This window comes from Burkholderia sp. LMG 13014, assembly GCF_905232215.1.
Lineage (GTDB): Bacteria > Pseudomonadota > Gammaproteobacteria > Burkholderiales > Burkholderiaceae > Burkholderia.
This window is the reverse complement of the sequence record NZ_CAJNKE010000130.1, coordinates 1-12,857: the sequence shown is the minus strand read 5'-3', so window position 1 is coordinate 12,857 and position 12,857 is coordinate 1. Positions and strand designations below refer to the sequence as shown.

Genomic DNA, 12,857 nt, shown 5'->3' with positions numbered 1-12,857 from the left:
CGCGGACATCGGCTCGTCGAGCAGCAAGAGCTTCGGGCGTTTCACCAGCGAGCGGGCCAGCGCGACGCGCTGCTGCTGGCCGCCGGAGAGCTGATGCGGCTTGCGCTTTGCGTACTTGCTCATCTGCACCAGCGCGAGCGCATCGGCCACGCGCGCGTTGATCTCGTGCTTCGGCGTGCCTTCCTGCTTCAGGCCGAACGCGACGTTCGACTCGACCGTCATGTGCGGGAACAGCGCGTACGACTGGAACATCATGTTCACCGGCCGGCGATACGGCGGCAGCGACGCGAGGTCCTCCCCGTCGACGAAGATCTTGCCGGAGGTGGCCGTCTCGAGCCCGGCGAGCATGCGCAGCAACGTCGACTTGCCGCAGCCTGAGCTGCCGAGCAGCGCGAACAACTCGTTCTTCGCGATCGTCAGGTTCACGTTGTCGACGGCCGTGCTGTCGCCGAATTTCTTCACGACGTTTTCGATGCGGACGAACGCGTCGTTCGTCGCGCGGGTGGCGCCGGCCGCGGCCGGCGCATCGGGCAGGATGTGGTTCATGGCCGCCTCGCTCAACCGCCCGACTTCAACTGCAGCCACAGGCGGTTCTGCATCCGCGCGATGTCGGCGCTGCGCGGCATCGCGAGCGACGTCTTCGCGATCGTGGCGTCGGACAGGTAGATGCTCGGGTCCTGCACGATCGCCGGTGTCACGAACGGGCGCGCGGCCTTGTTGGCGCTCGGGTAGAAGATCTCGTTCGTGATCGCCGCGTTGGTCTTCGGATCCTCGATGTAGTTGATCCACTTCAGCGCGGCTTCCGGATGCGGCGCATCCTTCGGGATCGCCATCACGTCGAACCACAGCAGGCCGCCTTCCTTCGGATTCACATAGCGGATCTCGTACGCGCGCTTCGCGTCCAGCGTGCGTCGCCGCGCAATGCCGACGTCGCCCGACCAGCCGAGCACGACGCACACGTCGTTGTTCGCCAGGTCGTCCGCATAGCCGGCCGAGCTGAACTGCGTGACATACGGGCGGATCTTCTTCAGCACGTCGTAGGCCGCCTGGTAATCGGCCGGGTTCTTGCTCTCGGGATCCTTGCCCAGGTACTGCAGCGCCGCCGCGAACGCGGCGTCCGGCGCGTCGAGCAGCGAGATGCCGCAGCCTTTCAGCTTTGCCGCGTTCGCCGGGTCGAACAGCAGCGCCCAGCTGTCGGTCGGCGCGCTGTCGCCGAGCCGCTTCCTGACGGCCTCGACGTTGTAGCCGATACCCGTCGTGCCCCACGCCCACGGTACGCCGTACTGGTTGCCGGGATCGGCCTTCGCGACCATCTTCATCAGCACCGGGTCGAGGTTCGCGAGATTCGGCAGCTTCGACTTGTCGAGCTTCTGGTACACGCCGGCCTGGATCTGCTGCGCGAGATAGTTCGACGTCGGCACGACGATGTCGTAGCCAGAGCTGCCGGCCAGCAGCTTGGTCTGCAGCGTGTCGTCGCTGTCGTAGCTGTCGTAGCGGACCTTGATGCCCGCCTGTTTCTCGAACACCGGCACCGTGTCCTTCGCGATGTATTCGGACCAGTTGTAGACGTTCAGGTTGGCATCGCCGGCATGCACCGGCAGGCTTGCCGCGGCGGCAAGGCTCGCCGACATGACGAACATGGCACGGACGGCCGGACGACAGCGAAATCGGACACGCATGGGGATCTCCAGAGAGTTGTAATCGGCCGTTGCGCCACACTCGGGTGGACTTGCGGCAACGCCGTCAGACGGTTTCGGCACAGGGGTCAATGTAGAGATCGCGATTCGTACCGTCAGTCCCGAAAACCGGGACAAGCGAGGTCGTGTACCGGGGCCGTTTGAGTGGATTCCCATCTAGGCAATCGAAAATCGTCGTGATACGAGTAGCGCCACCTGAAATTTCCCGATACCCGAGGCCATGGACGCTGCGCTCCCCTCCCCCGATCTGCCGCTGAGTCACGTCGCATTCGTGACGGAAACGCTGGGCGATATCGCGCAGGCCGTCGGCACGCCGCAGTTCATGCGCGCCGTCTACGACACGCTCGTGCGCTATGCCGACTTCGACGCGGTGCACCTCGACTACGAACGGGTCGCGCCGTCGGGCCGGCGCAGCGTCGGCTGGATCGGCAGCTTCGGCCGCGAGCCCGAACTCGTCACGCAGGTGATGCGCCACTACTACCGGAGCTATGCGAGCGACGATGCGACCTACGCGGCCATCGACAGCGAAAGCGACATGCAGCTCGTACAGGTGTCCGCGCAACGCGTCGCGAGCGAGATCCGCCATCAGTTCTTCGACAGCGGCGACATCCACGACGAATGCGTGATCGCCGGCGTCACGCTCGGCACGCGCTATTCGATCTCGATCGCGCGCTCGCGGCGGCTGCCGCCGTTTTCATTGAAGGAGTTGAGCCTGCTGAAGCAGCTGTCGCAGGTGGTGCTGCCGCTGGCGTCCGCGCACAAGCGGCTGCTCGGCGCGGTGTCGGCCGACGGCAGCGAGTGCGACGAACTCGATCTCGACCACGTCGCGCAATGGCTGCCGGAATGGCAGGAACGACTGACCGCGCGCGAGCTGCACGTGTGCGCGTCGTTCATCCAGGGCATGACCTCGGCCGCGATCGCGCAGTCGATGGGGCTCAAGACGTCCACCGTCGACACGTACGCGAAGCGCGCATTCGCGAAGCTCGGCGTCGATTCGCGCCGGCAGCTGATGACGCTCGTCCTGAGAAACGCGTCGCGGCGGCACGACGCATGAACTTCCCGCGCACCGGCCGCCGGCCGGTTGCGCGCGCATCCATCTCCGCGCCGCCTCATAACGATCCGACAATTTATTGGTTCCCTTGACGATGCGCTGTCCGTATCGTTCACCGACTCGCCAGACCATTCGACCAACGGGGGAATCCAACAATGAAACAGATCCGTTCATTCGCACTGCTCGCGCTGCCGGCCGCGCTCTATGTCGCCGGCGCTCATGCACAAAGCAGCGTCACGCTGTACGGCATCGTCGATGCCGGCATCGCCTACGTGCACAACGCGCAGAACGCGAACGGCAGCAACGCGTCGAGCCTCGTCAAGTTCAGCAGCGGCAACCTGTCGGGCAGCCGCTGGGGGCTGCGCGGCACCGAGGATCTCGGCGGCGGCCTGGCCGCGCTGTTCCAGCTCGAGAACGGCTTCAACGTCGGCACCGGCGCACTCGGCCAGGGCCAGCGCGAATTCGGCCGCAAGGCCGTCGTCGGCCTCGCAAGCAGCACGTACGGCACCGTGACGCTCGGCCGCCAGTACGATCCGGTCGTCGATCTCGTGCAGGGTCTCACGCAGGACAACTACTTCGGCGGCGTGTTCGCGACGCCGGGCGACCTCGACAACTACGACAACAGCCTGCGCGTCAGCAACTCGGTGAAGTACACGAGCCCGTTGATCTCGGGCTTCCAGTTCGAGGGCCTGTACGGCTTCGGCGGCGTCGCGGGCGCCACCGGCAGCGGCCGCACGTACAGCTTCGGCGCGAGTTACGCGAACGGGCCGCTGTCGCTCGGTGCCGGCTTCTTCTACGCAAACGGCGGCTCCACCGTGGCGAACGGCGTGCGCAACTGGTCGAGCAGCTCGGACACGCTGTTCAACACCGTGATCAACCAGGGCTTCTCGAGCGCGAAGTCGATCCAGATCGTGCGCGTGGCCGGCCAGTACGTGGCCGGGCCCGCCACCTTCGGCCTCGCGTATTCGAATACGCAGTACGGCGCGGACACGCTGTCGGCGTTCAGCCAGAACGCGAAGTTCAACAACGGCTCGGCGTTCTTCAACTGGCAGTTCTCGCCGGCATTGCGCGCGGGGGTCGGCTACAACTACACGTCGCTGACGGGCCCGTCTTCCGCGCACTACAACCAGGTCAACCTCGGCGCGGACTACGCGCTGTCGAAACGCACCGACCTGTATGCGCTGTTCGGCTACCAGAAGGCGAGCGGCAACACGCTCAACGCGAACGGCGCGGTCGTGAAGGCCGCCGCGTCGGTCGGCTCGTATGGCGTGAACTCCGGCACCGATACGCAGGAACTCGCGATCGTCGGGATTCGCCACAAGTTCTGATCGCACACGTAGCATGACGACATGCCGCAGGCGCGCACCGCGGTGCGCGCCTGCCGGCGTTTACACTGTCCGCGATCCCGTTCCGCACGACACAAGGAGGCCGGCATGCTGACCGTATGGGGGCGCCGCACTGCATTCAACGTCCAGAAGGTGCTGTGGCTTGTCGACGAGCTCGCGCTCGCGCACCGGCACGTGCCGGCCGGCGGGCAGTTCGGCGTGCTCGACACACCCGGCTTTCTCGCGATGAACCCGCACGGGCGCGTGCCGGTGATCGACGATGGCGGCACGGTCGTCTGGGAATCGCACAGCATCCTGCGCTACCTCGCTGCGCGTTACGGACGCCCCGGCTTCTGGCGTGACGATCCCGCCGAGCAGTCGCGCGCCGATCGCTGGATGGACTGGTCGCAAACCACGCTGCAGCCGACGTTCCTGAACGGCGTGTTCCGGGGCTTCTTCCGGACGCCGCCCGAGCAGCGCGACACGGCGCGCGTCGAGCAAAGCATCGCGCAGTGCGCGCAGCACTTCCGGACGCTCGATGCGGTGCTGGCCGGGCAGCCGTTTCTCGCGGGCGACATGCTCACGCTCGCCGACATCGCGGCCGGCACGCACCTGTATCGCTATTTCGAGCTCGACATCGCACGGCCGGACATCCCGCACGTGCAAGCGTGGTACGAACGGCTGAAAGCGCGGCCCGCGTATCGCACACATGTGATGATTCCGTTCGACGACTTGCGCGGGCGGCTCGATTAACCGTGAAGCGTCAGGAGGTAGCTTTTCAACGCGGGAAGTCTCGCCATCCGCGCCATGCCATCGCATGGTGCCGTGAGCACGATACCGGTTGTCGTGATGCTGCCAGCTCGCCCGGGCGTCGCTGCGATGCCCGGCGTTCTGATACGTCGACGCATCGACCCACTTCGTCTGAATGCATCGCCTTGAAGACAATCCGAGCGTGATCGTCCACGGCGACGATCAGATACGCCCAACCCACGCCGTCCGCCGCATCGCGGCGAGCACCGGTGATGCGATGATCGGGGCGACCGATGCGGCCGCTATCGGCTTTCTGGCGCAGTGTCGACCGGATGCCCTACGTCACGCAACGACGCGATCAATCTCTGCCTGACGGTCTGAACCTTGATCGAATGGCGATTATGTGGCGGATAGGCGATAAAGAGCCAATCGCCGTATTTGGGCAATGGCTTGGCGGAACTGGTCTCCATGATCGGAACGAGTTTTCCGGCAGCCAACTCGGCACCCACCAGCCAATATGGCATCAGAATAATGCCCTGGTTTGAAATCGCCGCAGAAATAACCGCATCCGACATATTGGACGAGAATGCGCCTTGAGGCAGGAAGTGCGTCACACCTGCCTTGTCCTCGAATACCCAATGTTTGTCGAGACCAAGTATTTCGTGCCGTATGCAGCGATGATTTTTCAACTCGTCGATTTCTTCCGGAACGCCGTATCGAGACAAATACTTCGGGCTCGCGCACAGCACATGCGTATTCGGCGTGAGCCGGTGCTGAATCAACGACAAGGATCGATCCTCACCGACCCGAATTCCCATATCAAAACCCTGAGTCACCAGATCACGGTATTCATCACTGAGATCAAGCTCTATTTCGAGCTCCTGGAATTCGTCAAGCAATGCCGGAATGATGTCGATCAGATAACGGCGTCCAAAGTTCTCAGGCGCCGTGATACGCATCCTTCCCGACATATCTTCCGTCACGCCTCTGATCGCCTTCAGCGTCTCGTCCAGTTGAGTCAGCTGGACGCGCGATTGCAGAAGCCGGTACCCGGCTTCGGTCAGCGATAGCTGGCGCGTCGAGCGGATGAACAACGTCGCGCCCAGGTTTTGCTCCAGCTGGTTGATGAGGCGCGTGATCGAAGAAATGGCGACCTGACGGGTGCGCGCAACTGCGGAGAAGCTCCCCTGATCGGCAACTTCAAGGAACAGTCGAACTGCGGCGATGGTGTCCATGGATCACTCGATTCATATTTTGCGCAAAGCGCAAGGCACCTTTCGAACTCGCGAAGTGCCTGCTACCGGGGGAAAGAGAATACCATTTCAAGGTCAGAAAAAGATTGCGCGTTGCGATGAATAAACTCGCGATATCGGCGCGATTACGACGCACGCCAATAACGAATATTTTCCATTCCAGCCAGGCAGCGAAGGAGACTCCCGATGATTCGGCGCTTCGATAAATTGTTCATCAATGGGGACTGGGTTGCCCCGCATGGCAGCGATTTCAGCGCGGTCATCAATCCGGCTACCGAAGAAGTCATCGCCGAGATATGCAATGCAACCGCCGAAGATGTGGATAAAGCATTCCGCGCTGCCAGGCAAGCATTCGGCACATGGTCAAAAACCACATCCAGGGAGCGTCATGACTGGATCGTGAAAATCCACGATGCACTGGAAAGCCGTCGTGAGGATCTGGCAAACGCCATCTCGGCATCGATGGGTTGCCCGATCGACATGACACGGCAGATACAGACCTCCTGTATCGGTGCATTCCGGAATTTTGCCGCGCGCAGCGCGATGCTGGACGAGACGACGGAGGTCGACAATGTCGTGATCATCCGGGAGCCCGTCGGTGTATGCGTTCTCATTACCCCGTGGAACTATCCGCTGTTCCAGTTGCTGACCAAAGTCGGATCCGCGCTGGCCGCAGGATGTACGGTCGTGGTCAAAGAATCGTCGGTAACACCGCTGCAAGGCCTGATCCTGGCGGAGATTGTCGACTCGATCGGACTTCCCAAAGGCGTCTTCAACCTGTTGACCGGCCGGGGGAGCGTACTCGGCGACCTGATGGTCACCCACCCGGTCGCGGACATGGTGTCGTTCACCGGATCGACGGCCAATGGCGCCCGCATCCAGGAACTTGCCGCCCGGTCGATCAAGCGGGTCTGCCTGGAACTCGGCGGCAAGAGTCCTTTCATCATCACTGAAAGTGCCGATCTCGAGGCGGCAATCAGGTTCGGTGTCGAAGACGTGATGATCAACTCCGGCCAGACTTGCGTCTGCTTGTCGCGCATGCTGATTCCGACATCCAGGTACGAAGAGGCCGTAACCATCGCCAAGCGTATCGTCGAGCGCATCAGGATCGGCAACCCGGCGGATGAAACGACTTACATGGGCCCGATGAGCTCCCGATACCAGCGAGAGACCGTCATCGCGTACATCAACCAGGGGCTGAAGGAAGGCGCCAAATTGGTGACCGGCGGCCCCGATCTTCCCGAAGGCATCGACAAGGGGGCGTTTGTAAGACCGACGATCTTTCGCGACGTGCACAACAGGATGACGATCGCACAGGAAGAAATATTCGGACCGGTCATCTGCATGATTTCATACGACCGGATGGAGGATGCCATCTTCATGGCCAATGACACGCCTTACGGACTATCGTCGGCGGTCTGGTCCGGAACCGTTGCGGACGCAATCGACATTGCCAGGAAAATCAGGGCGGGCGCCTGCTCGATCAACGGCGGCGAATTCAGCTATGAAGCGCCCTTGGGCGGCTATAAGCAATCAGGCAACGGCCGCGAGTGTGGCGATTTCGGCATGCATGAATTCTTCGAACTGAAGAGTTTGCAACTGCCAGTGAACGCGCGTTGATCCTTGAATGAAACGTGATTCCCGATACGCAGGGGGCGCCATGCTGAATATCGTTTCGGAGCCGGCGGCCGATGGCTACGATTATGTCGTCATCGGATCCGGATCCGCTGGAAGCACGATTGCCGGTCGATTGGCAGAAGACACATCGTTAAGCATCCTTCTGATCGAGGCGGGCGGATCCGATATCAATATCGGCATCGTCATGCCATGCGCGATGGGTCTGCCGTTGCTCAGCAACAAGACGAACTGGAAGCTGTTTTCGGATGACGGCCCGGGGCCCGTGTACGAGCCGCGAGGCCGCGTGCTGGGCGGGTCGTCATCGGTTAACGGCATGAACTGGATGCGCGGCAACGCCGAGGACTACGATACCTGGTCCGATTTCGGCGTGGCAGGGTGGGATTACAAGAACGTTCTCCCCTTCTTCAAAAAAATGGAAACATTCGAAGATGGCGAGAGTCCCTGGAGAGGGGGGAGCGGCCCGATCAAGGTCGAGAGAGCACCCTGCAGAAACCGGCTGTTCGAGGCATTCCTCGAGGCTGGACAGCAAGCCGGGCATGCGCTGAATCCGGATCAAAACGGCGAGCAGCAAGCAGGCATGCATCGAATCCAGCGCAACATCTGCGATGGCCGGCGCATCAGCGCTTCTTATGCCTATCTGCGGCAAAAGCCCATGCGCAACCTCGATGTCATGTTGCATACACGGGTGACACGACTGCTGTTTTCGGGCACAACCTGTGTCGCCGTCCAGGCCACCCGCCAGGGCAGAAATCATCGTATCGCCGTAGGGCGCGAGGCAATTCTTTGTGCGGGCGCCTTGATGTCCCCGCACCTGCTGATGCTGTCGGGCATCGGCGATGCGGACGCGCTCCGCGGCCATGGCATTACACCGGTAGTCCACCATCCGGAGGTCGGACGCGGCTTATCCGATCACACTGCACTCGTCGTCGACTGGCATGTCAGGAACGAGCGCGACTCGATGGCCCGCGAGTTGTCCCTGCCGCGCCGTCCGCTGATCGGGGCGCAATGGATGCTGACACGTCGAGGCATTGGCGCTTCCAATCTCTTCGAAGCCGGCGCGATGATTTCCACCGACGGCTCCGGGCGACCGGATATTCAGATGGAGTGCGTGGCTTTTCGACCTTACTTCGGGCACGACGCAATACGCATCAATCCCGGATACCACTGCTCATTGAGTCTGCAGCGGCCAACGAGCACCGGCCGGGTATGGCTACGCTCCGCCGACCCACTGGCAACACCCGCGTTCAGCTTCAATTATCTGACTACCGACCATGACAAGAAGCTGGCGATCAAAGCGATCAAGTCCGTGCGAGAGATCATGAGCCAGCCTGCCATGGCCAAGCGCGTTCTGGGGGAGGCAGACGACGTTGCGCAAGCTCGCAGCGACGCGGAAATTCTGGCGTGGGCGAAAGCAACGGCGGAATCCAATTACCACCCGTCCTGCACCTTGCGCATGGGGACGGTGACGGATTCGGAGGGCAGGGTGTTTGGCGTCGAACGAGTCCGGGTAGTCGATGCTTCAATTTTTCCGACCATCCCATCCGCAAACCTCAATTCACCTGTAACCATGCTGGCGGAGAAGATTTCGGCGTCGATTCTCCGGCAAGCCGGTTCGGCGCAGCGCAAAGCGTTCTCGGTCGATACGGCCTGAGCGATACGCATTGCGCCCTTGAAAGACGTCGCTGATAGAAGAACCGGTATCTCGTGGAGCCTGAGCGAACATGAGCAAGCATGAATGCAACGCAGAACGGATCAACGCAATGCCCGACCACGCCGAGGTCGGCCCAACTGCCAACAAGCCCTATCGCAAGCATGGCATCGCCTACGACGGCCTCGACGCGTGGCGTGCCATGCCCGGCAGCAGGGATGCCGCTGAAGCACGACGTATCAAACAGCTGGAGGACGAGAACAATCGTCTGAAGTTGCTCGTTGCTGATCAGGCGCTCGATATCAAGCTGCTTTGGGAGGTCGTCCGCGGGAAGGTCGCGCAATCCGATGCAGACTGAACGCAGTACCGCTCGACGACTTGCGCGGGCGGCTCGATTAGCGGATGTCCGGGCCGCGGCCGATCTGCCCGGAAACCGCGCCTAATGTCGCCGCATGCCGCCACCGCCAAATCCGCTCACACCGCCGAACTGATGCATGCCGCCGAATCCGTGGCCGCCGGCACCCACAGGAAACGCACCATGGTGAAAACCGGCACCGACCGGCATGCCGAAGCGGCGATGCTCCATCCCGTTGAAATGGCCGACGTGATCGAAGTGGTGAAAATGGTGGAAACGATCGACGAAGACGAAGCCCACGCCCGCGCCGATGAAAAGCGGCGGCCCCCAGTACCACAGGTCGGCATACGGATAATCCACCGCCGGATACCACAGAACGCTACCGTCGGGACTCTGCACGAACTGCCATGTGCCATCGTCCTGCAGGCACGCACGCCCCACGATTTGCTGCTCCGTGCCGTCGATGTTCGCTTGCGCGACGACCGCACGGCAGTTCGTGCTGGCGTCCGCCAGATCGTCGTACGTTTGCGCAAAGACCGCCGCGGAACAGCCGAGACAGACGATACCTATCCCGGATCTAAACCAGTTGCACATGATCGGCTCCTGCCTGATTGCCCCCGACCACTCGATCGCAGGCGCCGCTGGCGGCGCCCGGCAGACCGGATTGCTTGCATACGATTCATCACGCGGCGCTCACGTGCCGCCGCTTCATACAGGGTCTCCTGCCGGCTAAACGATGCAGCACGCCTGCTTATTCCAGGGGTCTGGTGCGAATGATCGATGCGGACAACCCCGCAACCCCGCAAATCGCTACCGCGATTGACGTCCGGCCTGGCGCGTCGCGAAACGGTAGGCAGCCGCAGCCGTGATCCCGAATGCCAGATGGGCCACGAGCGTGATCGCGCCGCGAACCGGGATGAACCACGGGAAGATCGTGGTAAAGGCGTACAGGTTGACGCCGTACAGGATGAGGCCGAACGCGCCGCCTGCGAGTAACGCGGCGACGAGCGACATGGTGCGAATCACGTTCACCAGCACGGCCGCATAGACCAGCGACAGCACCAGATGCACGAGGGTCGCCACCGCCATGACCCACGGATCGAAGCCGCCGGACGCGCCGAGCACGCGGCGCCCCATCACGATGGCCGCCGTGAGGCGCGCATCTCGCAACAGGTTCCCGATGGCGTCGTCGCCAACGATCGGCCAGAGCAGCAGCTCGACGACGGTCGAGCCGACCGCCGCACCGAACGCGGCCCAGAGCACCGGGACGAGACTGGCTCGCTTCAATGGGCGCCCCCTGCGCAACCGGCCGATGCATCGAAGCGGCGTGCGCCCCACCCGCTCCGGCGCCGGTCGGCCAACGTGTGCCCGCGATACCGAACCGGGCGGCCACGCAAAATTACGACGCCCCTTCGCAGTCCGACCAGTACGCGAACGGATCGCGATGTTTCGGATAATTCTCGTCCAGCCATTTCAGCAACGTCGCCCGCGCATTGTCCATGTCGGCTTTCAGCGACGAGGTCGTCAGTTCGTGCACTTCGACGGATTTTTCGCGATCGACCACGAAGCAGTTCCAGTCGGGGCCGTCGAGATCCGGATCGTCCGACGCCTTCGACGATTTGCCCCAGCCGAAGCCCTTGCGCGCGTCGATGTAGTACCGAGGATGCACTTTCAGATACGACATCTCGCCGCCCTGCAGGCTGCTCTCCGCGCGCAGCACGTCGTGTCCGTCGACGATCTGCGTGACTTCCGGAAGCCGGCGCGCACGCCATCCGGCAGGCAGCGTCGCGATGGCCTTGACGCTGTCGTACATCCCCCACTCCAGCCCCCAGGCTTCGGCCATGCGCTTCATGAATGCGTCCGCGTTCGGATAGCCGCGCAACTGGATCCGGGTCGACAGCGTGACTTCGACACCGCCGCGCCCGCCGGAACCCGCGGACGCTTCGTCGCCCGCCGCTTCGAACGGATTGAACGGGTTGCCCGGACGTGACGCGCGCGTCTCATCCGCGGGCGCCATGCCCGAAAACAGCTGGTCGAGCGCCGCTCGCGCTTTCGACGACTTGTCCGGCTTGTTCATCGTTGACCTCCTTTCCATCCGCACGGCTGTACACATTGTCGATTTTCGTTCATCTCTCCACCTCATCGTTTTTCGCGGTCGCATTGTCGTCGATCCGGCGGCCCGAGCCTAGTGCCGCGTATCGCGTACCGCTTCCTTCGTCACCACCGGCCCGCCTGGCGGGCCGTCACGGCGGGCCGGCTAGCGGCCTTCGCCCACCGCCGCCCGCATCCGTTCCATCAACGCCAGCACCTCCGGCCGATTCTCCCCCTTCGCGTGCACAAAGTAATACCTGAGCACCGAATCGACCTCGTGCCGGCTCACGCGCACGAGGTCGCTGCGCTTGAGATAGGCGTCGGCGAGCGGCACGCGCGCCAGCGCCACGCCGAGCCCGGCCTCGGCCGCGGCCAGCACCAGGTTGTAATCCTCGAAACGGCGATCCTGCGCGCGCGGCTTGAACGGCACGCCCAATGCATCGAACCACGTGCGCCAGCCTGTCACGTCGGAATCGTGCAGCAACGGCAGGTCGAGCAGCGCGGCATCGCCGCGCCGGCGGCGCTCCGTGGCCAGTTGCGCGGCGAGCCGCGGATGCGCGACCGGATAAAGCCGCTCCGGCATGAACGCACGGGTTTCGAGCTGACGCCAGTTGCCGCGCCCGTAGCGAATCGACAGATCCGCTTCGCCGCCGGCGATATCCACGTTGCGAAGCTCGATGCCGAGCTCGATCCGCAACGCAGGCGCCTCACTCTCGAGCGCGTGCTGGCGCTCGAGCAGCCAGAGCTGCGCGAAGGCCGGCACCACGCTCATCCTGACCAGCCGCGGCGTACGCGGCGAGCGCCACTGATCGGCCGCACTGTCGATGATCGCGAACGCCTGCTCGATCCGGCCGACGAAGCGCTGCCCGTCCGGCGTGAGGCGCACGCCGCGCGCATGACGTTCGAACAACCGCAGGCCGAGCCAGTTTTCGACAGCAGCCACGCGCCGGCTGATCGCGCCGTGCGTCACGCCGGAGACGTCGGCCGCAGCCAGGAACGAACCCTCGCGGGCGACCGTGCACACCGTCTCCAGGCTCGCGAGCGGCGGC

The 12,857-nt window shown here is 63.2% G+C and carries 13 protein-coding genes and 1 pseudogene; 6 read left to right on the top strand and 8 right to left on the bottom strand.

What is annotated here, in order from left to right; all coding sequences use genetic code 11:
• Window positions 1-546, bottom strand: a 546-nt coding sequence (locus tag JYJ84_RS15790) for an ABC transporter ATP-binding protein (protein ID WP_205189274.1), incomplete at its 3' end; no start/stop codon positions are given.
• An 11-nt stretch (window positions 547-557) separates the two neighbouring features.
• The gene (locus JYJ84_RS15785) at window positions 558-1,679 is read right to left on the bottom strand and encodes a polyamine ABC transporter substrate-binding protein (protein ID WP_174959870.1); all 1,122 of its coding nucleotides are present in this window, start codon (window positions 1,677-1,679) and stop codon (window positions 558-560) included.
• A 238-nt stretch (window positions 1,680-1,917) separates the two neighbouring features.
• On the opposite strand from JYJ84_RS15785, the gene JYJ84_RS15780 reads away from it, so the two are divergent.
• The 3 genes from JYJ84_RS15780 to JYJ84_RS15770 all read left to right on the top strand — a co-directional run bounded on the left by JYJ84_RS15780 (window position 1,918) and on the right by JYJ84_RS15770 (window position 4,826).
• A complete protein-coding gene (locus JYJ84_RS15780; RefSeq protein WP_122950180.1) occupies window positions 1,918-2,751 on the top strand; it encodes a helix-turn-helix transcriptional regulator in 834 nt (277 codons plus the stop codon).
• Between the two features lie 152 nt (window positions 2,752-2,903).
• A complete protein-coding gene (locus JYJ84_RS15775; protein ID WP_122950181.1) occupies window positions 2,904-4,076 on the top strand; it encodes a porin in 1,173 nt (390 codons plus the stop codon).
• Window positions 4,077-4,181: 105 nt separating this feature from the next.
• The gene (locus JYJ84_RS15770; protein WP_175223316.1) at window positions 4,182-4,826 is read left to right on the top strand and encodes a glutathione S-transferase family protein; all 645 of its coding nucleotides are present in this window, start codon (window positions 4,182-4,184) and stop codon (window positions 4,824-4,826) included.
• Here the strand turns inward: JYJ84_RS15770 and JYJ84_RS37825 are convergent.
• Window positions 4,823-5,124 (bottom strand): annotated as a pseudogene (locus tag JYJ84_RS37825) (hypothetical protein); the annotation flags it as partial. The gene JYJ84_RS15770 and the pseudogene JYJ84_RS37825 sit on opposite strands and share 4 nt — an antisense overlap.
• A 1-nt stretch (window position 5,125) precedes the next feature.
• Window positions 5,126-6,058 (bottom strand): LysR family transcriptional regulator, encoded by a 933-nt coding sequence (locus JYJ84_RS15765; protein WP_175223315.1) that lies wholly within the window; start codon window positions 6,056-6,058, stop codon window positions 5,126-5,128.
• A gap of 207 nt (window positions 6,059-6,265) precedes the next feature.
• Here JYJ84_RS15765 and JYJ84_RS15760 point away from each other — a divergent pair, with 207 nt between their 5' ends.
• From JYJ84_RS15760 to JYJ84_RS15750, 3 genes are all read left to right on the top strand, one after another.
• Window positions 6,266-7,696 (top strand): aldehyde dehydrogenase family protein, encoded by a 1,431-nt coding sequence (locus JYJ84_RS15760; protein ID WP_175223326.1) that lies wholly within the window; start codon window positions 6,266-6,268, stop codon window positions 7,694-7,696.
• Window positions 7,697-7,736: 40 nt separating this feature from the next.
• Window positions 7,737-9,365: a GMC family oxidoreductase gene (locus JYJ84_RS15755; RefSeq protein ID WP_175223314.1), complete on the top strand. Its 1,629-nt coding sequence runs from the start codon at window positions 7,737-7,739 to the stop codon at window positions 9,363-9,365.
• Window positions 9,366-9,435: 70 nt separating this feature from the next.
• Window positions 9,436-9,720: a transposase gene (locus JYJ84_RS15750; protein WP_174959858.1), complete on the top strand. Its 285-nt coding sequence runs from the start codon at window positions 9,436-9,438 to the stop codon at window positions 9,718-9,720.
• A gap of 81 nt (window positions 9,721-9,801) precedes the next feature.
• Here the strand turns inward: JYJ84_RS15750 and JYJ84_RS15745 are convergent, their stop codons facing one another.
• The 4 genes from JYJ84_RS15745 to JYJ84_RS15730 all read right to left on the bottom strand — a co-directional run.
• Window positions 9,802-10,311, bottom strand: a complete 510-nt coding sequence (locus JYJ84_RS15745; RefSeq protein ID WP_175223313.1) for a hypothetical protein — start codon at window positions 10,309-10,311, stop codon at window positions 9,802-9,804.
• Between the two features lie 216 nt (window positions 10,312-10,527).
• A complete protein-coding gene (locus tag JYJ84_RS15740; RefSeq protein WP_174959854.1) occupies window positions 10,528-11,004 on the bottom strand; it encodes a sodium:proline symporter in 477 nt (158 codons plus the stop codon).
• Between the two features lie 112 nt (window positions 11,005-11,116).
• Window positions 11,117-11,794, bottom strand: coding sequence for a nitroreductase (locus JYJ84_RS15735; RefSeq protein ID WP_122950188.1), 678 nt, complete (start codon window positions 11,792-11,794; stop codon window positions 11,117-11,119).
• 180 nt (window positions 11,795-11,974) lie between these two features.
• On the bottom strand, window positions 11,975-12,857 hold an 883-nt coding region (locus JYJ84_RS15730; RefSeq protein ID WP_240201863.1), incomplete at its 5' end, for a LysR substrate-binding domain-containing protein.

What these genes read in the sequence shown, in the direction of transcription:
- JYJ84_RS15785 (WP_174959870.1), bottom strand. Translation starts at nt 1,679, where the DNA reads ATGCGTGTCCGATTTCGCTGTCGTCCGGCCGTCCGTGCCATGTTCGTC.
- JYJ84_RS15780 (WP_122950180.1), top strand. Translation starts at nt 1,918, where the DNA reads ATGGACGCTGCGCTCCCCTCCCCCGATCTGCCGCTGAGTCACGTCGCA.
- JYJ84_RS15775 (WP_122950181.1), top strand. Translation starts at nt 2,904, where the DNA reads ATGAAACAGATCCGTTCATTCGCACTGCTCGCGCTGCCGGCCGCGCTC.
- JYJ84_RS15770 (WP_175223316.1), top strand. Translation starts at nt 4,182, where the DNA reads ATGCTGACCGTATGGGGGCGCCGCACTGCATTCAACGTCCAGAAGGTG.
- JYJ84_RS15765 (WP_175223315.1), bottom strand. Translation starts at nt 6,058, where the DNA reads ATGGACACCATCGCCGCAGTTCGACTGTTCCTTGAAGTTGCCGATCAG.
- JYJ84_RS15755 (WP_175223314.1), top strand. Translation starts at nt 7,737, where the DNA reads ATGCTGAATATCGTTTCGGAGCCGGCGGCCGATGGCTACGATTATGTC.
- JYJ84_RS15750 (WP_174959858.1), top strand. Translation starts at nt 9,436, where the DNA reads ATGAGCAAGCATGAATGCAACGCAGAACGGATCAACGCAATGCCCGAC.
- JYJ84_RS15745 (WP_175223313.1), bottom strand. Translation starts at nt 10,311, where the DNA reads ATGTGCAACTGGTTTAGATCCGGGATAGGTATCGTCTGTCTCGGCTGT.
- JYJ84_RS15735 (WP_122950188.1), bottom strand. Translation starts at nt 11,794, where the DNA reads ATGAACAAGCCGGACAAGTCGTCGAAAGCGCGAGCGGCGCTCGACCAG.